Source organism: Streptomyces sp. NPDC005820, assembly GCF_040630255.1.
Taxonomy (GTDB): Bacteria; Actinomycetota; Actinomycetes; order Streptomycetales; family Streptomycetaceae; genus Streptomyces.
Window position 1 is genome coordinate 71,580 of sequence record NZ_JBEXXE010000046.1, and the last position, 22,674, is coordinate 94,253.

Below are 22,674 nucleotides of genomic sequence, written 5' to 3' on the forward strand. Positions count from 1 at the left end.
AGAACGCGCGGAGTTTGTCCCCTTGAAGGTAGCTTCGCACGCACTACTGACAGGAGCCCTTTTCCGCAGCTATCCGCAGCAATCCTGTCAATCCCGTCAGAACGGGCGCAGAGGTACCGGGAACCGCGCTCCGTCTCAGGCCGGGCGGCCGGCGGGCGGGTTCACCGCGCCGGTTCCAGGAAGCCCTGCTCCACCAGCAGCCGGATCTGGGCGGGTGTACGGTCGCGCAGCGACACCGGGTCCTCGCCCACCAGTTGGGCGATGGCGTCGAGGATGCGGCCCGCGCTCAGCGAGCCGTCGCACACGCCTGCGAAGCCCGCGCCGACCGTGTCCACCTTCGTGGCACGCCGCATCCCGCGGTGCTGGCGCAGCACGACGTGCTCCGGGTCCTCGGCGCCGGGCATGCCGACCTGTTCCTGGACGATCTCGCCGGCCAGCCTGAAGTGCCCGGCGAGCAGGGCCGCGTCGTCGTGCGCGCGCAGGTAGTCGAGCCGTTCGAAGTGGGCGCGGACCGTGTCACCGAGCGGCTGTTCGACCGGGTGCGGCCACTCCTCCACGGTGACGACGGGCTCGGCGGCCGCCGTTCTGCGCAGGGTGATCCAGCCGAAGCCGACGGCCTTCACCTTGCGCGCCTCGAACTCGTCCAGCCACGCGTCGTACCGCGCCTGATACTCGGCCGGGTCGCCCCGGTGGTCGCCGGCGTCCCTGAGCCACAGCTCGGCGTACTGCGTGACGTCCTGGACCTCGCGCTGGACGATCCAGGCGTCGCAGCCGCGCGGCACCCACGACCGGAGCCGGTCCTGCCAGTCCTCCCCCTCCACGTGCTGCCAGTTGGCGAGGAACTGCGCGAACCCGCCCTCGGTCAGCCGTTCCCCCGCTCCCTGAACGAGCGAGCGGCACAGATCGTCCCCGCCCATCCCGCCGTCCCGGTACGTCAGCCGGGCGCCCGGCGAGATCACGAACGGGGGGTTGGACACGATGAGGTCGTACCGCTCGTCGTGCCGGAGCGGCTCGAAGAGGGAGCCCTCGCGCAGCTCGGCGGCGGGGGCGCCGGACAGGGCCAGGGTGAGCGCGGTGATGTGCAGGGCCCGCGGGTTGAGGTCGGTCGCCGTCACGCGCGTGGCGTGCCGGGCCGCGTGCAGCGCCTGGATGCCGGAACCGGTGCCGAGGTCGAGGGCCGACGACACGGGCGTACGGACGGTGATCCCGGCGAGGGTCGTGGAGGCGCCGCCGACGCCGAGGACGACTCCCTCGTCGCGGCTGCCGATGCCGCCGGCGCCGCCGACCGCGCAGCCCAGGTCGGAGACGATGAACCAGTCCTCGCCGTCCGGTCCGCCGTACGGGCGGACGTCCACGGTCGCGGCGACCTCGTCGGCGCCGACCCGGGCCAGCCAGCCGCTCTCCACGCACGCGTGTACCGGCAGAAATGCATCCACGCGAGCGTGCGGCACGGGCTGCTGCAGCAGGAAGAGCCGGACGAACGTCTCCAGCGGTGTGTCCCCGCGGGTGGCCCTCAGGGCGGGCACGGTCTCGCTGCGCGCCAGGGCCGCGTAGGCGGGGGCGCCGAGCAGGTCGAGCAGGCCGTCGGCGGTGAAGGAGGCCGCGAGCAGGGCCTCCCGCAGCCGTGCGGCCACGTCGGGGCGGTCGGCGGAGGGCAGGGGGGACAGGGTGGCGTCACTCACGCCCCCCATTGTCCCCGCTGCCCCTCAACTTGTCCCAGCCCACGCTCAGCCACCCACCCGCAAAAGCCGACCACCCGCACGGCGCCCCACTACGGGTCACGGCGCAGCCTCAGCCCCACTGCGGGCCGCGGCGCGGCCCCGGCCCCGCTGCAGGCCGCGGCGCGGCGCCCGGCCGGAGTCGGCCGGAGTCAGCCAAACCCAGCCGTCGCCTCCCAGACCCAGCCCACCGCCCCACGCCTCAGCGTCTCGCCGCGCAGGCCTCACCCGGCATCACACCGGCCTCGCCCGGCCACCGGCACAGGAACTCCGCGAGTCCCAGCCCACGCCACGCAGGCCCCAACCCGCGCCTTACGAACGCGAGCCTCAGCCGCGCCGTACGAACGCGGGCCTCAGCCCACTCCATACGAACGCGGGCCTCAGCCGCGCCGTACGAGCCCCAGCCCGCGCCCGCGCGGCGCTCGGCCGTGCCCCGGGGTGCGGTGCTCAGCCCGTCGTCGCTCGCGCCGAGGCCGACGCGGCGACCTTCTTGCAGCTGTCCTGCTTGGCCATGGCGTCCTTGACGTCGCCCTGCTCCAGGTTCTTCAGCGCGGTGTTGCCGGTCTGGCTGAGGGTGCCGAGCTGGGTGGCGATGTCCGCGAGGCCGTCGGCGAACTTGGCCTGGTCCTTGATGTCCAGCGCGTCGACCGCCTTCTTCAGGTCGGCGTAGGAGGTGGAGAGCGTGTTGAGCGCCGCGACGGCGTCCTTCTGCTTCTTCGCGCCCCCCTCGACCCCGGGCGGCGTACCGGCCTTCTGGACGGCCTGGGCGAGTGCCGCGTACGCGTCGGACATGTCCTGGAACGCCTGCGAGTCGGTCTTCTGGACGTTCGCCGGGGCGTTGTTGTCCGTGGCGGCCTGCTTGATCGCGGCGTTGGCGGCGTCGACCTTGGCGTCCTGCGCCGGCAGTGCGTCGCAGACGTTCTTGGCCCAGGCGTCGAGCTCCTTGTTGCCGTCGTCGCTGCTGCATCCGGACAGCGCCAGTACCAGTACCGCACCGCCGGACAGTGCGGCCGCGAGCTTCTTGTTCACCGGTTTGGTCCCTTCCATGGCCCTCGGCCCCGGAACATACACGCCCACCGGTCGACAACCCCAGGCCGAATATCCGATCCATAGGGGTTTGAAGCCATTTGCACCAAGAGAGAGAAGGCTCACGGCCCAAGCACACGCCCAACACAGCGGGCGGGCGACGCGTCAACACGCGCCTCCCGCCCGCCCTTTGAGCTGGGCCCCGACGGCCGGTCTACGAAACCACCGCGGGATCGGCCGACTTGGACGATCTGTCGGCGTTCTCCTCGTCACCCATGGCGATGCCGCGCCGCTTGGAGACGTACACCGCGCCGACGATCACCGCGAGCGCGAGGATCGCGACCAGGATCCGTACCCCGATGCTCTTGTCGTCGCCGTAACTGAACTTGATCACGGCCGGCGCGATCAGCAGCGCCACCAGGTTCATGACCTTGAGCAGCGGGTTGATCGCGGGCCCGGCGGTGTCCTTGAAGGGGTCGCCGACGGTGTCGCCGATCACCGTGGCCGCGTGGGCCTCGCTGCCCTTGCCGCCGTGGTGGCCGTCCTCGACGAGCTTCTTGGCGTTGTCCCACGCGCCGCCGGAGTTGGCGAGGAAGACCGCCATGAGCGTGCCCGCGCCGATCGCGCCCGCGAGGTACGCGCCCAGCGCGCCCACACCGAGCGTGAACCCGATGAAGATCGGCGCCAGGACCGCGAGCAGTCCGGGCGTGGCCAGCTCGCGCAGGGCGTCCCGGGTGCAGATGTCGACGACCTTGCCGTACTCCGGTGTCTCGGTGTGGTCCATGATCCCGGGGTGCTCGCGGAACTGCCGCCGCACCTCGAACACCACCGACCCCGCCGACCGCGAGACCGCGTTGATCGCCAGCCCCGAGAAGAGGAAGACGACCGCCGCGCCCGCGATGAGGCCGACCAGGTTGTTGGGCTGCGAGATGTCCATCATCAGGCTCATCGGCGCCCCGGCCCCGGAGAGCTTCTCCCCGACGTCGTCCGCGCCGGTCGTGATCGCGTCACGGTACGACCCGAAGAGCGCCGACGCCGCGAGGACCGCGGTGGCGATGGCGATGCCCTTGGTGATGGCCTTGGTGGTGTTGCCGACCGCGTCGAGGTTGGTGAGCACCTGCGCGCCCGCTCCCTCGACGTCGCCCGACATCTCGGCGATGCCCTGCGCGTTGTCGGAGACCGGCCCGAAGGTGTCCATGGCGACGATCACGCCGACCGTGGTGAGCAGGCCGGTGCCGGCCAGCGCCACCGCGAACAGCGCCAGCATGATCGACGTACCGCCGAGCAGGAAGGCCCCGTACACGCCGAGGCCGATCAGCAGGGCGGTGTAGACGGCCGATTCCAGACCGACGGAGATCCCGGCCAGGACGACCGTGGCGGGGCCCGTCAGGGAGGTCTTGCCGATGTCCCTGACCGGGCGGCGGGTCGTCTCGGTGAAGTAGCCGGTCAGCTGCTGGATGACGGCGGCCAGCAGGATGCCGATCGCCACCGCGACGAGGGCGAGGACGCGCGGGTCGCCGTCCCTGCCGGTGATCGCCGGGTCGGTGACGCCGTCGAGGTCGGCGTAGGTGCCGGGCAGGTAGACGAAGACGGCGACGGCCACCAGCACGAGCGAGATCGCCGCGGAGACGAAGAAGCCCCGGTTGATCGCGGACATGCCACTGCGGTCGGTGCGGCGCGGGGCGACGGCGAAGATGCCGACCATGGCCGTGAGCACGCCGATCGCGGGCACGAGCAGCGGGAACGCCAGCCCGAAGTCGCCGAAGGCCGCCTTGCCGAGGATCAGCGCGGCGACCAGGGTCACCGCGTACGACTCGAACAGGTCGGCGGCCATGCCCGCGCAGTCGCCGACGTTGTCGCCCACGTTGTCGGCGATGGTCGCGGCATTGCGCGGATCGTCCTCCGGAATGCCCTGTTCGACCTTGCCGACCAGGTCCGCGCCGACGTCGGCGGCCTTGGTGAAGATGCCGCCGCCGACCCTCATGAACATCGCGATGAGGGCCGCGCCGAGGCCGAAGCCCTCCAGCACCTTGGGCGCGTCGGCCGCGTAGACCAGCACCACGCAGGAGGCGCCGAAGAGCCCGAGCCCCACCGTGAACATGCCGACTACGCCGCCCGTGCGAAATGCGATCTTCATCGCCTTGTGCGAGACGGCGGTGAGATCCTTTTCCGGTTCGCCGGGCCCCGGGGTGGCTTCACGGGCCGCCGCGGCGACCCGCACATTGCTGCGCACCGCGAGCCACATGCCGATATATCCGGTGGCTGCCGAGAACGCGGCGCCGATCAAGAAGAACAATGATCGTCCGGCGCGCTGATTCCAGTCGTCCGCAGGCAGCAACATCAACAGGAAGAACACCACGACGGCGAATACGCCGAGGGTGCGCAACTGCCGGGCCAGATACGCGTTGGCGCCTTCCTGGACCGCTGCCGCGATCTTCTTCATGCTGTCGGTGCCGTCGCCGGCCGCGAGCACCTGGCGCAGCAGGACGCCCGCGACCACGAGTGCGGCCAGGGCGACGAGCCCGATGACCACCACGAGGAGGCGGTTGCCGTCGGTCAGCACTGCGGCCGCGAAGGTTGTCGGATGGTCCAACCGATGAGGGGTAGAAAGCCCCGCCATTCGTCCTCCTTGACGCTTGGGCTGAGCTCAAGATTGTGGACGGATTGTAGGTACCGGAACCTGATCAAAACAGTGTGCGGTAAACAGAATTCGCCTACACGTCCAGTAATGCCTTCGAGGCATTCGCCGATCATTGAACAGTCATTGAACGATCATTCAACGGGGCCATTGATCGTGAATTGATTCACGAAATCCAGGAAGTGATTACTCGACTCAAGATTCACTTCCTGGAACGGCTGGGACAACTGTAAGCACGAGTACCCGGGTGGGCGCATGCCAAAGGGCCCCACCGGAGTGGGGCCCTTCGGTACGGATACGGCGGGAGCGGGGTCAGGTGACCGTCGCCGCGGCCGGTGTCCTCGGCCAGGTCATACGGATCAGACCGCCGTTCTCACCGGCGGTGACCTCCACGTCGTCGACGAGGCCGCTGATGACCGCGAGGCCCATCTCGTCCTCCTCGGCGTCCACGTCGTCCGCGCCGGAGCCGGGAACCCGGTCGCCGGGGGCGGAGCGCGGCGCCTCGTCGCCGACCTCGATGGAGAACTGCTTCTCCTCCTCGATCAGCGCCACCTTCACCGGAGCGGTGATACCGCCACTCTGGTGAAGGCCGACGGCGCGGGTGCAGGCCTCGCCCACGGCGAGCCGCACCTCGTCGAGGACGGCCTCGTCCACTCCGGCCCTGCGCGCCACCGCTGCCGCCACCAGTCGGGCGGTCCTGACGTGCTCGGGCAGCGCGCTGAAGCGGAGTTCAACGGTGGCCATACGTCCCCCTCGGAACTCGGGCGTGCTGTTGGGGGGCCGGGCTGCCGAAAAGCCCGGTCCCCCGGTGTACAACTGGGCCGTCCGGGTCACCGGACCCGGACGGACAGGTCAGTCGGTGGCCGCGACCGCGTCCTCGACCGAGGTGTGAATCGGGAACACCTTGGTCAGGCCGGTGATGCGGAAGATCTTCAGAATGCGCTCCTGGTTGCAGACCAGGCGCAGCGAGCCCTCGTGGGCACGCACACGCTTCAGGCCGCCGACCAGTACGCCGAGCCCGGTGGAGTCGAGGAAGTCCACGCCCTCCATGTCCACGACGAGGTGGAAATTCCCGTCGTTCACCAGCTCGACCAGCTGCTCGCGCAGCTTGGGCGCGGTATATACGTCGATTTCGCCACCGACCTTGACGATCGTGCGATCGCCGACGGTCTCGGTCGACAGGGACAGGTCCACGGATCCTCCAGCACCTTGCTATCGAGCGGTCGCCCCTCGGGACACCTCGGCAGAGCCCCCTGGACGGTTCGCCAGCCGCGATGGCATTCAATCACTTACCGGCAGGCGTGCACGACGCCTTGGCTCCATTGTCCGTCACGCCAGTGACACACTCGGTGCCGATGGCCAAGAATCACCGATCCGATCGATCCTCGGCACAGCCCGCGCCCCGCCTGTCGCCGGGCGCGCTCCTGGACCGGCTCGCCCCGGGCCCGAGCCGGGCTTCGCGCATCACTCATACGGAGCACTTGCCCCCGCGTGAGGGCCGCCATGCAGTCTGGCCCGACCGGATTCGCCCGGAGGTGATCGCGGCGGTCCAGGCCTGCGGAATCGCCCACCCCTGGGCCCACCAGGCCCTCGCCGCCGAGCACGCCCTGGACGGCGACTCGGTGGTCGTCGCCACGGGCACCGCCTCCGGCAAGTCCCTGGCCTATCTCGTGCCGGTGCTGTCCACCCTTCTGGACGGCTCCGAGGCCCCGAACGGACGCGGCGCGACCGCCCTGTACCTCGCCCCCACCAAGGCCCTCGCCGCCGATCAGCGCCGGTCTGTGAAAGAACTCTCACAACCGCTCGGCAACGCGGTGCGTCCGGCCGTGTACGACGGCGACACGCCGTTCGAGGAACGCGAGTGGATCCGTCAGTACGCCAACTACGTCCTGACCAACCCGGACATGCTGCACCGGGGCATTCTCCCGTCCCACCCCCGCTGGTCCTCCTTCCTGAAGTCGCTGAAGTACGTCGTCGTCGACGAGTGCCACACCTACCGCGGCGTCTTCGGCTCCCACGTCGCCCAGGTGCTGCGCAGGCTGCGCCGCCTGTGCGCCCGCTACGGCGCCTCCCCGGTCTTCCTGCTGGCCTCCGCGACCGCCGCCGAGCCAGCGGTCGCGGCCGGCCGCCTCACCGGCCTTCCGGTGGTGGAGGTCGCCGACGACGCCTCACCCCGAGGTGAACTGGTGTTCGCCCTCTGGGAGCCGCCGCTCACCGAGCTCCAGGGCGAGAAGGGCGCCCCCGTCCGGCGTACCGCCACCGCCGAGACCGCCGAGCTCCTCACCGACCTCGCCGTCCAGGGCGTGCGCACGGTCGCCTTCATCCGCTCCCGGCGCGGCGCCGAGCTGATCTCGGTGATCGCCCAGGAACGGCTCGCCGAGGTCGACCGCTCGCTCGCCCGGCGTGTCGCGGCGTACCGGGGCGGCTATCTGCCCGAGGAACGCCGCGCCCTCGAACAGGCCCTCCACTCCGGCGAGCTCCTCGGCCTCGCCGCCACCACCGCCCTCGAACTGGGCATCGACGTCTCCGGCCTCGACGCCGTCCTGATCGCCGGCTACCCGGGCACCCGCGCCTCCCTCTGGCAGCAGGCCGGCCGGGCCGGGCGGTCCGGGCAGGGCGCGCTGGCGGTGCTGGTCGCCCGCGACGACCCGCTGGACACCTTCCTCGTCCACCACCCGGAGGCTCTCTTCGACCGCCCGGTGGAGTCGACGGTCCTCGACCCCGACAACCCCTACGTCCTCGCCCCGCACCTGTGCGCCGCCGCCGCGGAACTCCCGCTGACGGAGGAGGACCTGGCGCTGTTCGGCCCGGAGACCGAGGCCCTGCTGCCCCAGCTGGAGGCCGCCAGGCTGCTGCGCCGCCGCACGAAGGCCTGGCACTGGACGCGCCGGGAACGCGCCGCCGACCTCACCGACATCCGCGGCGAGGGCGGACGGCCGGTGCAGATCGTCGAGGAGGGCACGGGCCGGCTGCTCGGCACGGTCGACGCGGGCGCCGCCCACACCACCGTCCACGAGGGCGCCGTCCACCTCCACCAAGGCCGTACCTACCTCGTCCGCTCCCTGGACCTGGACGACTCGGTCGCCCTGGTCGAGGAGGCCGCCCCGCCCTACACGACCGTCGCCCGCGACACCACCTCCATCGCCGTCCTGGAGACGGACACCGAAATCCCCTGGGGCCGGGGCCGGTTGTGCTACGGCTCCGTCGAAGTCACCAACCAGGTCGTCTCCTTCCTGCGCCGACGCGTCATCACCGGTGAAGTCCTGGGCGAGTCGAAGCTCGACCTCCCTCCCCGCACCCTGCGCACCCGCGCGGTGTGGTGGACGGTCACCGAGGACCAGCTCGACGCCGCCCGCATCAACCCCGAGATCCTCGGCGGCGCCCTGCACGCCGCCGAACACGCCTCCATCGGCCTCCTCCCGCTCTTCGCGACCTGCGACCGCTGGGACATCGGCGGCGTGTCGGTCCCGCTGCACCCCGACACGCTCCTGCCGACGGTCTTCGTCTACGACGGCCATCCCGGCGGCGCGGGCTTCGCCGAGCGCGCCTTCCACACCGCCCGCGCCTGGCTCACCGCCACCCGCGAGGCCATCGCCGCCTGCGAGTGCGACGCCGGCTGCCCCTCCTGCATCCAGTCCCCCAAGTGCGGCAACGGCAACGAACCACTGCACAAGAGGGGGGCGGTGCGGCTCCTCACGGAACTGCTCCGGGGAGTGCCGGAGGAGGCTCCGCACGAGGCGGAATCCGGGCCTGGCCTTCAGCGGTCTGCCCCTCAAGGGGCTGTCCCTCAGGAGCCTGGGGCTCAGGGACCCGCCCCTCAGGGACCCGCCCCTCAGCGACCCGGCCCTCAGGAGCCTGGGCCTCAGACGGCGGAAGCGGGGCCGGGGGCGGCGATACCGGCCCCGGAGGGCCCGCACGTGCCCTGACCTCGGCCGTGAAGGGCCCCTGGCCCGCTGCCGCGGTCACGTCCGAGATCTCGCCAGCGACCGCGCAGCGCACCAGCCGCGCGCCCTGTGCCCGCGCCACCCGGCCCGCCCGGGCGCAGGCCCGGTCCGCGCCGTCCGACCAGTGGTCCGCCGCCGCGAGCGCCGCGAGATCCGCGCCCCCGGCGGCCCGGTGCCGGACCACCACGGCCTGCCCCAGGGCCAGCACGACACCGAAGACCACGCACAGCACCGCGATCGCCCCGAGACTCCACACCGTGGCCGAGCCCCGGTCGCCTCTCCGCCGCAGCCACGCCCCGACGACACGGGCCGCCTTCACGGCCCACCTCCCCCGCTGTCCCCGCCGGCCCCAGCGGCCCCCACGGCCTCCTCGGCCGCCGCCACCGCCTCCTCCCGTACCTCGAAGGGCAGCCCCCGCAGCAGCGGCGGACTCGCCACGACCACCACACGCACCTGATCGCCCTCCCTGTCGACCGTCACCCGTGCCCCGCTCGGTGCCGCCGCACGGGCCAGTTCGACGACCGCCTCGGTGGGGTCCTGCCGGGCCGCCGCGCGGGCGCCGGTCCTGGCCGCGTCAACACACTGGATCCGAGCCGCCACCACGAGCAGCCCCCACACCAGCGCCATCGCGAACACCACCAGCACCGGCAGCACCACGGCCGACTCCGCCGTCACGAAACCCCGGTCCCCACCGAGCCGCCGCCGCTCACATCGCCCCACTGAGCGCCCGCCTCACGATGTCCTGCAACTGCGTGCTGACGGCGTCGCTCGTCACCACCTGGTAGAGGAGCACGGCGAACCCCACGGCCGCCACGATCCCCATCGCGTACTCGGACGTCACCATTCCGGCGTCCTTCCGCGCTCCCCGCATCCCGCACACCAGGGCACGCAGTCGCGCCCGTACCGCCTTGTACATCTCAACCCCCGTAAGGTTCGGCCCTGTCGGCCTCTGACTGTTCGATCCGCCGTCGTCCCTGCCCGGCGCCCTCGGCGCCGGTTCAGCACCCCGTCATCCGCCGCCTCCTCCCATCACCCCGCCCGCGAGCCCGATCACGACCGGTACGACACCGACCGCGATGAAGGCGGGCAGGAAGCACAACCCCACCGGCGCGGCGACCAGGACACCGGCGCGACGGGCCCTGGCCGTCGCGGCCCGGGTCCACTCGGCACGCGCTTCCCCGGCGAGCCGGGCCACGGGTCCGGCCGCGGGAATCCCCGTCACGCCGGCCTGTTCCAACAGCCGCGCCAGGGCCGCCGCACCCGGCGCACAGGCCAACCTCCGCCATGCCGTGGCCGGTTCGCCGCCCAGCCGTACCTCGGCGGCACCGCGCGCCAGCCCTTCCCCCACCAGCCCGCCCAGGGCCTCGCCCACGGCCTGCGCGGCGATCACCGGGGCGGCGCCCGCCGCGATACAGGCGGCCAGCAGATCTGCGGCGAGGGGGAGTTGTCCGGCGGCGAGCCGCGCGTCGGCCTCACTCACGGCTCCCGCCGCCCGCTGCCGACTCCGCCACCGCCACAGCCCGACCGCGCCGGTCACCCCGGCCACGGCCCCCACGACACCGCCGATCAGCAGCCATCCGGCGCCCGCGACCGCCATCGCCGGCAGCCAGGTCGCCACGGCATCCCGCATCCCCGCCGCGCGCGAGACGTCAGGTGCCCGCTGCCGCCCCAGCAGCCCGGCCGCCCGCCCTCGGGCCTTACGGGCGCGCCGCACCCTCGCCAGCCACCACACCGGCCACCCGAGGACCGTCACGATCCCCACGGCCACCCCCAGCCTGTGGACAACTTCCGCACTCATCACGCCTCCCTCCTCGTCACCCGCCACACGTTCGACCGCACGCCCTCTCTCACGCCCTCTCACGCCCTCTCCGCGTTCCGTACGATCCACAGCACCCACCACACCCCGGCGCCCTCCAGCAGCCCCCCGACGAGCAGGCAGCTCAGCCCGGACAAGGTGTGGAACAGCACCTGCAGCGGGTCGGCGCCGAGCGCGCCGCCCAGGAGGAGTCCCAGGGCCGGCAAGCAGGCCAGCATCACCGCGGTGGCGCGCGGTCCCGCCAACTGGGCTCTCAGGTCCGCCCGTTGGTCGCGCTCCGCGCGCAACGCCCCCTCCAGGCGATCGAGTCCCGCCGCGAGGCCGGCCCCCTGGTCGACGGCCACCCGCCAGCACGCCGCCAACCCCAGCAGTCCGCCGGCACCGGGTTGTCGTGCGGCGACCGCGAGCGCCCGGGGCACGTCCCCGCCGAACCGCGCCGCCGCCAGCACCGCCGCCCGGGCCTCACCCAGCCCGCCGGAGTCCCGCGCCGCCCGCTGCAACGCCTCCCCGGGCTGCCGTCCGGCCCGCACCTCCCCGGCGATCGCCGCGCACAGCGCGATCACGGCGTCTGCCCGGCGTTCCCCGGCCCGGCGGGCCTCGGCGGCGCGCCGCATCCGGCGCAGCAGGGGGACCACGGCGGCCCCCACGACGACCGGCAGCAGCGAGGCTCCCAGCACCGCAAGGACCGCCCCCACGACCGGCGCCCACCACTCGGGCCGCCATCGCCGGCGCAGCCTCCGCAGTTCGCGGGCCAGGTCCTGCCAGGCCGGCGGACCGCTGCCGACCACCCCGCCCCCGGCGAGCAGCAACTGCGCCCGCCGACCACCGGAGTACGGCCCGCCCCACAGCCACACAGCCGCCCCGGCACAGGCAACAGCCGCCGCCGTCGACACCTCACCCATCACGTACCTCACCCACCCGGCTCCCTTCACCCGCCCGACTTCCCTCGCCCGCCCCGCTCCTGCCGCCCGCACCGCCGCCCCCGCCCGAACCACTCCTTTGGCCCATCCCGGCTCCCTCGCTCACCCGGCGCTCCCTTCACAGCCCGACTCCCGCACCCGCCCCGCTCTCCTCACCACCCAGCAGCTCCCGCAGCCGTCCCCACCCCCGCTCGTACGCGAAGGCGTCCGGCTGCCAGCGCAGTGCCGGTACCGTCCGCACCAGCCCCGTCGGGTCCCGCTCCAGCACGTGCACCTCGGCGATCCGGCGCCGTCCGGCCGGGTCGCGGACGAGGTGGAGGACCACCGAGAGCGCGGCCGCCAGCTGGCTGTGCAGTGCGGCCCGGTCGAGTCCGGCCGCCGTGCCCAGCGCCTCCAGCCGGGCGGGGACGTCGGCCGCGGCGTTGGCGTGGACGGTCCCGCAGCCGCCCTCGTGGCCCGTGTTGAGCGCGGCCAGGAGGTGGACCACCTCCGGTCCGCGCACCTCGCCCACGACGAGCCGGTCCGGACGCATCCGCAGGGCCTGCCGCACCAGGTCCTCGAGCGTGACGAGCCCGGCGCCCTCCTGATTGGCGGGTCTGGTCTCCAGGCGGACCACGTGCGGGTGGTCCGGCCGCAGCTCCGCGGAGTCCTCGGCGAGAACGATCCGCTCCCCGGGTCCGACCAGGCCGAGCAGTGCGCTCAGCAGGGTCGTCTTGCCGCTGCCGGTGCCCCCGCTGACCAGGAAGGACAGCCGTGCTTCGAGCAGGGCCCGCAGGATCCGGTCGCCGCCCGGCGGCACGGTGCCCGCGGCGACGAGTTCGTCGAGCGTGAACGCCCGCGGCCGTACCACCCGCAGCGCCAGACAGGTGCAGCCGACGGCCACCGGGGGCAGCACGGCGTGCAGCCTGGTCCCGTCGGGCAGCCGGGCGTCGGCCCAGGGCCGGGCGTCGTCCAGGCGCCGTCCGGCCACCGCGGCCAGGCGCTGCGCGAGGCGTCGTACGGCCGCGGCGTCCGGGAAGGAGACGGCGGTCAGCTCCAGACCGCCGCCCCGGTCGACCCAGACCCGGTCCGGGGCGGACACCAGCACGTCGGTCACCGAGGGGTCGGCGAGCAGCGGCTCGAGGGGCCCGCTGCCGATCAGCTCGGAGCGCAGTTGCTCGGCCGCCCCGAGCACCTCGGCGTCCCCGAGCACCCGCCCCTGTTCCCGCAGGGCCTGCGCCACGCGGGCGGGCGTGGGCTCGGCCCCGCTCGCGGCGAGCCACTGCCGTACGCCGTCCAGCAGTGCGCCCTCCAGCGCCGGTCCCGTGCTCACGAGCCACCCGCCTCGATGAGCGCCCGCTCCCAGAACTGCTTGCAGAAGCGGGCGAGGGGCCCGCGCGCGGCGGCGCCCGGGGGTGCCTTGCCGCCGTCCGGGCGGAGCAGCGCCTGTTCGACGGGCACCACTCCGGCCAGGGGCAGCCGGAGCAGGGTGGCCACCTCACGGTCGTCGAGACCGGGTGCGTACGGGCCCCGTACCGCCACTCTGAGGTCGCGCAGGACCATCCCGGCCGCGGCGGCCACCCGGCCGGCGGCCGCGACGGCGCGCAGTTCGGCGGGGACCACGAGGAGCCCGAGGTCTACCTGGGCGAGGGCCTCGGCGACCCCGTCGTCGATGCGGCGGGGCAGGTCCACGACGACCGTGCCGCCCCGGCGGCGGGCGGCGGCGAGGACCGCGCGCACGGCCTGCGGTGGCACGGCCACGCAGTCGCCGCGGTCCCAGCTGAGGACGCGAAGCGCGTGCAGTTCGGGCAGGGACTCCTCCAGGGCGCCGCCGCCGACGCGCCCGCGTGAGGCGGCGAAGGCGGGCCAGCGCAGCCCCTCGGTCGTCTCCCCGCCGAGCAGTACGTCGAGTCCGCCACCGAGCGGATCGGCGTCCACCAGGAGGGTGCGCAGGCCCTCGCGCGCGGAGGTGACGGCGAGGGCGCATGCGAGCGTGGACGCTCCGGCGCCTCCGCGGCCGCCGATGACGCCGACGGTGAGCGCGGGCCGACCGACGCCCTCGGCGACGTCGGCGATCCGGTCGACCAGCCACTGTTCGCCGTCGGGCAGCATCAGGACGTGGTCGGCGCCGATCTCGACGGCGCGCTGCCAGACCCCGGAGTCGTCCTGGTCGCGTCCGACGAGGACCACCCCGCGTCTGCGGGTGGCTCCGCGCACCCGGCGGGCGGCGTCGTCGCCGACGAGGACGAGCGGCGCGGTCTCCCAGCTGCCGCGGCGCTCCGGCACCGAGGGGTGCACCTCCGGGGTGGCGCCCGCCGCGGCGCACAGGCGCAGCAGGTCGTCGAGGAGGTCGGCGTCCTCGGTGACGATCAGTGGTTTGCCCTGCGGGTGGGAAGCGGCGGGCGGCGGGTCGTGTGTGACGGCTCCGGCCATGGTTTTCGTCCCCCTTTGTCGCGGGTCGCGCGGCCCCTATGGCCCCGCGATTCCCAAACGTGTGAAGAACCGGACAACCGGCCTCCATAGGAACGGCCGACAGAAACCGGCCGCGTGCACCCGGCAAACGGAACCGGCCATGAACTCCCGGCCCGAGCGGACGCGTCGGAATCACGGTGCGACGAACCCGGAAATCTTGTGGATCTTGGTGGAAAACTGTGGACGGGCGGCCGGTTGTGGAAATCGCCGTCACCCATACCGGTGATGGCCACCCGTCTCCTGTGCGACTCCCGCAGAGCAGTCCGACGACTACCCAACGTGACGGATCACGGACATGCCGAAGAGGCGGCCTGAGCCGCCTCACGGTCGCGGTCATACCGCGGGGAGAAGGGGAAAACGCACCCGGACATGCGACGACCCCCGCCGGGGGGGAGAGCGGGGGTCGTCTCCACGGCCGACTCGGGGGGGGGGGAGGAGCCGGACCGGGTTAGCACGGTCGCGAACGATCCGTGACTTCCATGGTGTACCCGAGAGCCCTCTCAGGCAAACCCACGCGCCCACCTTACGCCGAATGGGCTGCCCCTATGCTCTTGGTTGTGGAAAACCACTCCTTGCCCCGCACAGCCGCCTTCTTTGACCTGGACAAGACGGTCATTGCGAAGTCGAGCACGCTCACCTTCAGCAAGTCCTTCTACCAGGGCGGGCTGATCAACCGCAGGGCCGCCTTGCGGACGGCGTACGCCCAGTTCGTCTTCCTCGTGGGCGGTATGGACCACGACCAGATGGAACGGACTCGCAAGTACCTGTCCGGGATGGTGCGCGGCTGGAACGTGCAGCAGGTGAAGGAGATCGTCGCCGAGACCCTGCACGACCTGATCGACCCGCTCATCTACGACGAGGCGGCCTCCCTCATCGAGGAGCACCACACGGCCGGCCGCGATGTCGTGATCGTGTCCACGTCGGGTGCCGAGGTGGTCGAGCCGATCGGTGAGCTGCTGGGCGCGGACCGCGTGGTGGCCACCCGGATGGTGGTCGGCGAGGACGGCTGCTACACCGGCGAGGTGGAGTACTACGCCTACGGTCCGACGAAGGCGGAGGCGATCAAGGAGCTGGCCGCTTCGGAGGGGTACGACCTGGAGCGCTGTTTCGCCTACAGCGACTCGGCGACCGATCTGCCGATGCTCCAGGCGGTGGGCCGTCCGCACGCCGTGAACCCCGACCGCGCGCTGCGGCGCGAGGCCGTCGCGCGCGGGTGGCCGATCCTCGACTTCCACCGGCCCGTCCGGCTCAAGCAGCGGATCCCCTCGTTCTCCGTACCGCCGCGCCCGGCGCTCGTGGCGGCGGCCGCCATAGGCGCGGCGGCGGCGACGGCGGGCCTGGTCTGGTACGCGAGCCGGCGCCGGGCGGCGACCGCCTGAGCTGCGAAGACCGTTTCAAACCTATTTGGCTGCAAAAGTAAAGAACTGGCGGCGGGGGTTCCGCTTGCCCTGGTCCTGGAGTAGAAAGGACTCAACGGCCCGCGAGACCAAGGACATCCGAAAGGATCACCTTAAAAACGCATTTGGCCCCACGGACCGATGCATGAACATCGAGCACCCACGCGACGTCGACCCGTCGATTACGGGCCAGCCGCACCAGGTCACGGGCAAAGATCCCGGCCTGATGGGCAACATATCGAGGACGCTTGGTAACCCGGTGAACATGCCAGCGGCGGTACGAATCCTCGTACCGCCGCAACCCTTGTACGGGGGTTTTTCCCGCCTCTATGCCGCCCCGCGCTGCAGCGCCTCGCACACCGCCGTCGACTCACGGGCGCCCAGCTCGATCGCCCTGCCGCAGTGGGTGATCCAGGCCGCCATGCCCTCCGGAGTGCCGGACACATAGCCGTCCAGAGCCGCCAGATAGGCCGCGCGGCCCAGTTCCGCGTGGCCCACCTCGGCCGGGCAGACCGACTTGGGGTCGAGGCCGCTGCCGATCAGCACGATGCGCTCCGCGGCGCGGGCGACCAGGCCGTTGCGCGAGGTGAACGGGCGCAGGGCGAGCAGCTCGCCGTGCACCACGGCGGCCGTCACCAGGGCGGGCGCCGAGCTCCCCGCGATGATCAGCTCGGAGAGCCCGTCCAGCCGGCCGGCCACTTCGCCGGCTCCGGGCAGCGGCAGCTCGACGAGCGGTTCGTCGACCGGCTCTCCGGCCTGCCGCGGCCGTCCGACCTCGTCGCCGCCGCCCGCCGCGGCCACCAGATGCAGCCGCGCCAGCACGCGCAGCGGCGACTGCCGCCAGATGGACAGCAGCTGTCCCGCCTCGGCGGTCAGCCGGAGGGCGGCACCCATGACCCTCGCCTCGTCGTCGACGCCGAAGTCGCTGCGCCGGCGCACCTCCTCCAGGGCCCAGTCGGCGCCGGACAGCGCCGCCGAGCCACGGGCGCCGCGCAGGGCGGCCTCGGAGGTGATCGCGTTGCTGCGGCGCCGCATGACCCGGTGTCCGTAGACCCGGTCCACGGCCTTGCGCACGGACTCCACGGACTCGGCCACACCGGGCAACGAGCCCAGGGCCGCGAGCGGATCGGCGGACGCGCCTGTCGTACTCATGAGTACGACATTACGCACCCAAGGGCCACACCCCTCGAAGGAGTGGTCTTCTTCACGCGCCGCCGCCACGCACAGCTATCGTCGCACTACTCTTGGTGAACATGAAAATTGCTTTCGTCGGGAAGGGCGGCAGCGGCAAGACCACGCTGTCGTCACTGTTCATCCGCCATCTCGCCGCGCTCGGCGCCCCTGTGCTCGCCGTGGACGCCGACATCAACCAGCATCTGGGACCCGCCCTCGGCCTCGACGAGACGGAGGCCGCCGCCCTGCCCGCGCTGGGCGAGCACCTTCCGTTGATCAAGGACCATCTGCGCGGCTCCAACCCGCGCATCACCTCCTCCGAGACGATGATCAAGACGACCCCGCCCGGCCGGGGCTCGCGGCTGCTCCGGGTGTGCGAGGACAATCCGGTCTACGAAGCCTGCGTGCGGCCGGTGGAACTCGACGGCGGCGCCGTCCGTTTGATGGTCACCGGCCCCTTCACGGACGCCGACCTGGGGGTCGCCTGCTACCACTCCAAGACGGGAGCGGTGGAGCTGTGCCTGAACCATCTGGTGGACGGCCGTGACGAATATGTCGTGGTCGACATGACGGCGGGCTCGGACTCCTTCGCCTCCGGCATGTTCACCCGCTTCGACGTCACGTTCCTCGTCGCCGAGCCGACCCGGAAGGGGGTCTCCGTCTACCGCCAGTACAGGGAGTACGCCCGCGGCTTCGGCATCGAGCTGAAGGTCGTCGGCAACAAGGTGCAAGGGCAGGACGACATCGACTTCCTCCGCGCCGAGGTCGGCGACGACCTGCTCGTCACGGTCGGGCACTCGGACTGGGTGCGCGCCATGGAGAAGGGCCGGCCGCCCCGGTTCGACCTCCTGGACGCGGCCGACCGTGACGCCCTGCGCCTGTTGCGGACGACCGTCGACACCGCCTACGAGCGGCGCGACTGGGACCGCTACACACGCCAGATGGTGCACTTCCACCTGAAGAACGCCCAGTCCTGGGGCAACGAACGCACCGGGGCCGACCTGGCGGCACAGGTCGACCCCGACTTCGTGCTCGGCGAGAGCGTGGCCGCCGCCGTCTAGAACACCCGGCCGGCGGCTACCGCCGGGCCGCCGGTGCGCCCGGTACGCCCTTGGGGGCCGGGGCGGGCCGGTCGGACAGGAAGGACGCCCAGCCCTGCTTCGGGGGCTCGCCGACGTCCAGCGAGCGCAGCCTGCTCAGGGTCGTCGGGTCCTGGGCCTCCAGCCAGTCGGCCAGCTGACGGAACGACACACAGCGCACGTCCGGCTGGTTGCAGACGGTCTCGACGACCTCGTCGACGGCGCGCATGTACGTTCCGCCGTTCCAGGACTCGAAGTGGTTGCCGATGATCAGCGGAGCGCGGTTGCCGTTGTAGGCGCGGTGGAAGCCCCGGAGCAGACCGTCGCGCATCTGCTCGCCCCAGTACGCGCGCTTGGCGGGGTCGCCCTGGGTCTTGGTGCCGGACTGGTTGACCATGAAGTTGTAGTCCATGGTGAGCTGCTCGTAGTTGTGTCCGGGGAAGGGCACGAGCTGCATCGACAGATCCCACAGGCCCATCCGTTTGCGGGGCCAGACCTGCTGGTTGACGCCGCTGGTGTCGTAGCGGAAGCCCAATCGGCTCGCCGCCCGCATGAAGTTCTTCTGGCCCTCGAGGCAGGGGGTGCGGGCGCCGATCAGCTCCTGGTCGTAGTCGAAGGGCAGCGGGGCCGCCTTCGTCAGGCCGGTGTTGGTCTTCCAGGTCTTCACGAACCGCTTGGCCTGGGCGATTTCGTCCCGCCACTCCGCCGGCGACCACTCGCCGACGCCGCCGTTCTTGCCGCAGAAGTGGCCGTTGAAGTGGGTGCCGATCTCGTTGCCCTCCAGCCACGCCAGGCGCAGCTGCCGCACGGTGTCGGCGACGCCCTGCTCGTCGTTGAAGCCGATGTCGGAGCGGCCCGGCGAGTGCTGCGGGGGCCGGTACAGGTCGGCCTTCTCCTCCGGCAGCATGTACACGCCGCTGAGGAAGTACGTCATGGTCGCGTGGTTGGCCTTGGACACCTTGCGGAAGTGGGAGAACAGCTTCTGACTGTCCTCTCCGGCGCCGTCCCAGGAGAACACCACGAACTGCGGGGGCTTCTGACCGGGCTTCAGGCGCTCGGGTCTGGGCAGATGCGGCTGCGGTCCGGTGTACGCGGTGGAGCCGTCGCCGATCAGCCGGACCACGTGCTTGGGCGCGGGGGCGCCCTTGCGCGGAGCCTGCGTTCCCGACTTCGAGGCGCCGGTTCCCGTCGCACAACCGGCTAGTGATGCGGCGGCCGTCGCGGCGACCACGACGGCCGCGGCGATTCTCTGGGTGGCGGTCATGTTCCGCCCACCTTCTTCCTTCTCTCGGCCCACGCCGACGAGGGCGTTCTGTCGGTGCGTGCCGGGGCGAGCCGGCAGCGCGGTCAAGATCGCACGGGACCGAAAGGGAATTAATACGACAAGCCGATGAAATGCTCACTTCATCCGAGAGGGTGATTCATTGCCCTATTTGCCACATAAATCCATGCCTGACCTTTACTCTGCATTACGATCGTTTTACCGAGCGTTGATTTTTCATCCCGCCGCTGTACGCCGTGACCCACGGCCGCGACCGCCCCCGCCATCGACGGGGGACCACCATTTCCGCGACCGCGCTGCCCCGGAGGAGACGGGAACATGTCAGCCTGCGTCCCCACTCGTACGTCCGACTCGACGCGCACCCAGCGCACCCACCCACCCCACAGCCCCCCGTCGGGCCCGAACCGCCGCTTCCGTATCGCGGGCACCGACGTGTCCGCCTCGATCGCGGTCTTCCTGATCGCCCTCCCCCTGTCCCTGGGCATCGCCCTGGCCACCGGAGCCCCCCTCCAGGCCGGCCTCGTCGCCGCCGCCGTCGGCGGAATCGTCGCCGGTTGCGTCGGCGGCTGCCCGCTCCAGGTCAGCGGCCCCGCCGCCGGGCTCACCGTGGTCACGGCCGACCTCATCCAGCGCTACGGCTGGCGGACGACCTGTGCCGTCACCGTCCTCGCCGGACTCGCCCAACTGGGCCTCGGCTGCCTGCGCGTGGCCCGCACCGCGCTCGCCGTCAGCCCCGCCATCGTGCACGGCATGCTCGCCGGCATCGGCGTCACCATCGCCGTCGCCCAGCTGCACATCGTCCTCGGCGGCACCCCGCAGAGCTCCGTCCTGGACAACCTCCGCGCCCTGCCCGCCCAGCTGGCCGGGCTGCAGCCCGCAGCCGTCGCCGTGAGCACCCTGACCCTGAGCCTGCTGCTGCTCTGGCCACGGATCCCCGGCCGGGCGGGCAGGCTGCTGCGCAAGGTGCCCGCCGCCCTCGTCGCGGTCGCCGGCGCCACGGCGGCGGCGTCCCTCGCCGGCCTCACCCTCCCCAGGGTCGACCTCCCCTCCTGGCGCAGCCACGCCCTGGCCGGGCTGCCCGAGGGTCCGGCGCTCGGTGTCGCGGCGGCCGTCCTCACCATCACCCTCGTGTGCAGCGTGCAGTCGCTGCTCGGCGCGGTCGCCGTCGACAAGCTCATCGCCTCCCGCTCCGACCTGATCTCCTCGCCCACGGGCCGCGCCCCGCGCGTCGGCCGCTCCGACCTCGACCGCGAGCTGCTCGGTCAGGGAGCCGCCAACATCGTCTCCGGCGCGCTCGGCGGACTGCCCGTCGCGGGGGTGGCCGTGCGCAGTTCGGCGAATGTCCAATCGGGTGCCGTCAGCCGGAACTCCACGATGCTGCACGGCGTTCTCGTAGTGATCGCCGCGCTGCTGATGGTCCCGATCCTGGAGCTCATCCCGCTCGCCTCGCTCGCCGCCCTGGTGATGGCCGTCGGCATCCAGATGGTGTCCCTGCACCACATTCGTACGGTGACCCGCCACCGAGAGGTGCTGGTGTACGCCGTCACCACCCTCGGTGTGGTGTTCCTGGGCGTCCTGGAGGGCGTGACGCTGGGAATCGCGGTGGCCGTCGCCGTCGCCCTCAACCGTCTCACCCACACCCGCATCACCCACCACGAGCAGGAAGGAGTCCATCACGTACACGTGCGAGGCCAGTTGACGTTCCTCGCGGTGCCACGGCTCAGCCGGGCCCTGCATCTCGTGCCCCACGGCACACCCGTCGTGGTCGAGCTGGACGGTTCCTTCATGGACCACGCGGCGTACGAGGCCCTGCAGGACTGGCAGAAGACCCACACCGCACAGGGCGGCACCGTCGAGCTGACCGGCCGCAGACTCGGCACGGGAGCCACGGCCCCGGCCCAGACCGGCACCAGCGCCGACTGCCGCTGCCGCCCCTGGACGCCCTGGCGCAACCATCAGTGCAGCGCCACCGGGTCCCACGACCCCGGACCCGGGGACCCTCGATCCGGCGATCCTCGATCCGGCGACCTTGGATCCGGCCCTCTCGCCCCCGCCACCTCCACAGCCACACCCCCCGCCACAGCCACAACCACAGCCACGACCGGAGGAACCACACCCCCGGGTGCCACCGCGCACGGCGGCACACCCGTCCACGCCCACCAACTGGTCCGCGGTATCAGCGCCTTCCAGCGGAACACCGCCCCGCTGGTGCGCGGGGAGTTGGCGCGGCTGGCCCGAGAAGGGCAGCAGCCGACGCAGTTGTTCCTCACGTGCGCCGACTCGCGGCTGGTCACCTCGATGATCACCTCCAGTGGTCCGGGCGACCTGTTCGTGGTGCGGAACGTGGGAAACCTGGTGCCGCCGCCGGACGAGAAGAGCGGGGACGACTCGGTGGCGGCGGCCATCGAGTACGCGGTGGACGTGCTGAAGGTCCGGTCCGTCACGGTGTGCGGGCACTCCGGTTGCGGGGCCATGCAGGCGCTGCTCGGTTCCGAACCCGGCGGTGAGCAGACTCCGTTGAAGCGGTGGCTGCGGCACGGGCTGCCCAGTCTGGAGCGAATGGCCGACGACGGCCGCCCCTGGGCCCGGCTGGCCGGGCGGGCGCCGGCGGACGCGGTCGAGCAGCTGTGCCTGACGAACGTGGTCCAGCAGCTGGATCATCTGCGGGCCCACGACTCGGTGGCGCGTGCCCTGCGGGCCGGGGCGCTGGAGCTGCACGGGCTGTACTTCCACGTGGGCGAGGCACAGACGTATCTGCTCACCGGGAGAGACGGAAGCGAGCTGTTCGATCATGTGGGCCACAGAGTGTGAAAGGCGTTACACCTGCTGAACTCCGTCCGGCCCCCGTCCGTGGGTACGGATGACCCGGCCCACCCGAAGACCGTGACAGGTCTAAACCAATTTTCCGTCGGCCCTTGTCACCGGGCCCCCGGTTCTGATGAGCTGTGGCCTGGGACACAACGGACACCCTTCGAGAGGGAGATGTCGTGAGCAACGAGAGCCTGGCCAACCTGCTCAAGGAAGAACGCAGGTTCGCGCCGCCCGCCGACCTGGCCGCGAACGCCAACGTCACGGCGCAGGCGTATGAACAGGCCAAGGCTGACAGGCTCGGCTTCTGGGCCGAGCAGGCCCGCCGGCTGACCTGGGCCACCGAGCCGACCCAGACACTGGACTGGTCGAACCCCCCGTTCGCGACATGGTTCGCCGACGGCGAGCTCAACATCGCCTAC

18 protein-coding genes and 1 pseudogene are annotated in these 22,674 nt (G+C 72.0%); 5 read left to right on the top strand and 14 right to left on the bottom strand.

All coding sequences use genetic code 11. The annotated features are described in order from the left end of the window. Positions 1 to 161 precede the first annotated feature (161 nt). From ABZ464_RS40845 to bldG, 5 genes are all read right to left on the bottom strand, one after another. The gene (locus ABZ464_RS40845; protein ID WP_359286749.1) at positions 162 to 1,682 is read right to left on the bottom strand and encodes a class I SAM-dependent methyltransferase; all 1,521 of its coding nucleotides are present in this window, start codon (positions 1,680 to 1,682) and stop codon (positions 162 to 164) included. A 483-nt stretch (positions 1,683 to 2,165) separates the two neighbouring features. After that, positions 2,166 to 2,765: a small secreted protein gene (locus ABZ464_RS40850; protein WP_359286752.1), complete on the bottom strand. Its 600-nt coding sequence runs from the start codon at positions 2,763 to 2,765 to the stop codon at positions 2,166 to 2,168. A gap of 193 nt (positions 2,766 to 2,958) precedes the next feature. Then, on the bottom strand, positions 2,959 to 5,364 hold the full coding sequence (locus ABZ464_RS40855; RefSeq protein WP_359286754.1) for a sodium-translocating pyrophosphatase: 2,406 nt from the start codon (positions 5,362 to 5,364) through the stop codon (positions 2,959 to 2,961). Between the two features lie 330 nt (positions 5,365 to 5,694). Then, the gene (locus tag ABZ464_RS40860; RefSeq protein WP_359286757.1) at positions 5,695 to 6,126 is read right to left on the bottom strand and encodes an ATP-binding protein; all 432 of its coding nucleotides are present in this window, start codon (positions 6,124 to 6,126) and stop codon (positions 5,695 to 5,697) included. 108 nt (positions 6,127 to 6,234) lie between these two features. Then, positions 6,235 to 6,576 (bottom strand): anti-sigma factor antagonist BldG, encoded by a 342-nt coding sequence (gene bldG / locus ABZ464_RS40865; RefSeq protein WP_133910707.1) that lies wholly within the window; start codon positions 6,574 to 6,576, stop codon positions 6,235 to 6,237. 80 nt (positions 6,577 to 6,656) lie between these two features. Here bldG and ABZ464_RS40870 point away from each other — a divergent pair, with 80 nt between their 5' ends. Next, the gene (locus ABZ464_RS40870) at positions 6,657 to 9,308 is read left to right on the top strand and encodes a DEAD/DEAH box helicase (protein ID WP_359286761.1); all 2,652 of its coding nucleotides are present in this window, start codon (positions 6,657 to 6,659) and stop codon (positions 9,306 to 9,308) included. Here ABZ464_RS40870 and ABZ464_RS40875 read toward each other — a convergent pair. From ABZ464_RS40875 to ssd, 7 genes and pseudogenes are all read right to left on the bottom strand, one after another. Continuing rightward, positions 9,259 to 9,645: pseudogene (locus ABZ464_RS40875) on the bottom strand (Rv3654c family TadE-like protein); the annotation flags it as partial. The gene ABZ464_RS40870 and the pseudogene ABZ464_RS40875 overlap by 50 nt on opposite strands. Further along, complete coding sequence (locus ABZ464_RS40880) at positions 9,642 to 10,046, bottom strand: TadE family type IV pilus minor pilin (protein WP_359286764.1); 405 nt, start codon at positions 10,044 to 10,046, stop codon at positions 9,642 to 9,644. The pseudogene ABZ464_RS40875 and the gene ABZ464_RS40880, both read right to left, overlap by 4 nt. After that, on the bottom strand, positions 10,033 to 10,242 hold the full coding sequence (locus tag ABZ464_RS40885; protein WP_359286767.1) for a DUF4244 domain-containing protein: 210 nt from the start codon (positions 10,240 to 10,242) through the stop codon (positions 10,033 to 10,035). The genes ABZ464_RS40880 and ABZ464_RS40885 overlap by 14 nt, the downstream gene beginning before the upstream one ends. A gap of 93 nt (positions 10,243 to 10,335) precedes the next feature. Then, entirely contained in the window at positions 10,336 to 11,124 is a 789-nt protein-coding gene (locus ABZ464_RS40890) for a type II secretion system F family protein (protein ID WP_359286770.1), read from the bottom strand. Positions 11,125 to 11,183: 59 nt separating this feature from the next. Then, on the bottom strand, positions 11,184 to 12,044 hold the full coding sequence (locus ABZ464_RS40895) for a type II secretion system F family protein (protein ID WP_359286795.1): 861 nt from the start codon (positions 12,042 to 12,044) through the stop codon (positions 11,184 to 11,186). Between the two features lie 136 nt (positions 12,045 to 12,180). Then, positions 12,181 to 13,374: a TadA family conjugal transfer-associated ATPase gene (locus ABZ464_RS40900; protein ID WP_359286773.1), complete on the bottom strand. Its 1,194-nt coding sequence runs from the start codon at positions 13,372 to 13,374 to the stop codon at positions 12,181 to 12,183. Beyond that, positions 13,371 to 14,474 (bottom strand): septum site-determining protein Ssd, encoded by a 1,104-nt coding sequence (gene ssd / locus ABZ464_RS40905; protein WP_359286776.1) that lies wholly within the window; start codon positions 14,472 to 14,474, stop codon positions 13,371 to 13,373. Before ssd ends, ABZ464_RS40900 begins: the two co-directional genes overlap by 4 nt. Positions 14,475 to 15,058: 584 nt before the next feature. Here ssd and ABZ464_RS40910 point away from each other — a divergent pair. Continuing rightward, on the top strand, positions 15,059 to 15,892 hold the full coding sequence (locus ABZ464_RS40910; protein WP_359286778.1) for an HAD family hydrolase: 834 nt from the start codon (positions 15,059 to 15,061) through the stop codon (positions 15,890 to 15,892). A 345-nt stretch (positions 15,893 to 16,237) separates the two neighbouring features. Here ABZ464_RS40910 and ABZ464_RS40915 read toward each other — a convergent pair whose 3' ends face one another. After that, complete coding sequence (locus ABZ464_RS40915) at positions 16,238 to 17,062, bottom strand: oxidoreductase (protein ID WP_359286780.1); 825 nt, start codon at positions 17,060 to 17,062, stop codon at positions 16,238 to 16,240. Positions 17,063 to 17,163: 101 nt separating this feature from the next. Between ABZ464_RS40915 and ABZ464_RS40920 the strand changes: the two genes are divergently transcribed. Continuing rightward, positions 17,164 to 18,144: an ATP-binding protein gene (locus tag ABZ464_RS40920; protein WP_359286783.1), complete on the top strand. Its 981-nt coding sequence runs from the start codon at positions 17,164 to 17,166 to the stop codon at positions 18,142 to 18,144. 16 nt (positions 18,145 to 18,160) lie between these two features. Here ABZ464_RS40920 and ABZ464_RS40925 read toward each other — a convergent pair whose 3' ends face one another. Continuing rightward, positions 18,161 to 19,426, bottom strand: coding sequence for a hypothetical protein (locus tag ABZ464_RS40925; RefSeq protein WP_359286786.1), 1,266 nt, complete (start codon positions 19,424 to 19,426; stop codon positions 18,161 to 18,163). A gap of 336 nt (positions 19,427 to 19,762) precedes the next feature. On the opposite strand from ABZ464_RS40925, the gene ABZ464_RS40930 reads away from it, so the two are divergent. Next, positions 19,763 to 22,255 (top strand): SulP family inorganic anion transporter, encoded by a 2,493-nt coding sequence (locus ABZ464_RS40930; RefSeq protein ID WP_359286788.1) that lies wholly within the window; start codon positions 19,763 to 19,765, stop codon positions 22,253 to 22,255. Positions 22,256 to 22,389: 134 nt separating this feature from the next. Further along, positions 22,390 to 22,674 (top strand): acetyl-coenzyme A synthetase N-terminal domain-containing protein (locus tag ABZ464_RS40935; RefSeq protein ID WP_359286791.1); only part of this gene is annotated, 285 nt, incomplete at its 3' end.

Bases quoted from the DNA above. Each gene is read 5' to 3' on its own strand.
- ABZ464_RS40855 (WP_359286754.1), bottom strand. From the start codon at position 5,364: ATGGCGGGGCTTTCTACCCCTCATCGGTTGGACCATCCGACAACCTTC.
- ABZ464_RS40925 (WP_359286786.1), bottom strand. From the start codon at position 19,426: ATGACCGCCACCCAGAGAATCGCCGCGGCCGTCGTGGTCGCCGCGACG.
- ABZ464_RS40885 (WP_359286767.1), bottom strand. From the start codon at position 10,242: ATGTACAAGGCGGTACGGGCGCGACTGCGTGCCCTGGTGTGCGGGATG.
- ABZ464_RS40915 (WP_359286780.1), bottom strand. From the start codon at position 17,062: ATGAGTACGACAGGCGCGTCCGCCGATCCGCTCGCGGCCCTGGGCTCG.
- ABZ464_RS40870 (WP_359286761.1), top strand. From the start codon at position 6,657: ATGGCATTCAATCACTTACCGGCAGGCGTGCACGACGCCTTGGCTCCA.
- ABZ464_RS40850 (WP_359286752.1), bottom strand. From the start codon at position 2,765: ATGGAAGGGACCAAACCGGTGAACAAGAAGCTCGCGGCCGCACTGTCC.
- ABZ464_RS40860 (WP_359286757.1), bottom strand. From the start codon at position 6,126: ATGGCCACCGTTGAACTCCGCTTCAGCGCGCTGCCCGAGCACGTCAGG.
- ABZ464_RS40895 (WP_359286795.1), bottom strand. From the start codon at position 12,044: ATGGGTGAGGTGTCGACGGCGGCGGCTGTTGCCTGTGCCGGGGCGGCT.
- ABZ464_RS40920 (WP_359286783.1), top strand. From the start codon at position 17,164: ATGAAAATTGCTTTCGTCGGGAAGGGCGGCAGCGGCAAGACCACGCTG.
- ABZ464_RS40910 (WP_359286778.1), top strand. From the start codon at position 15,059: ATGCTCTTGGTTGTGGAAAACCACTCCTTGCCCCGCACAGCCGCCTTC.
- ABZ464_RS40890 (WP_359286770.1), bottom strand. From the start codon at position 11,124: ATGAGTGCGGAAGTTGTCCACAGGCTGGGGGTGGCCGTGGGGATCGTG.
- ssd (WP_359286776.1), bottom strand. From the start codon at position 14,474: ATGGCCGGAGCCGTCACACACGACCCGCCGCCCGCCGCTTCCCACCCG.
- ABZ464_RS40930 (WP_359286788.1), top strand. From the start codon at position 19,763: ATGTCAGCCTGCGTCCCCACTCGTACGTCCGACTCGACGCGCACCCAG.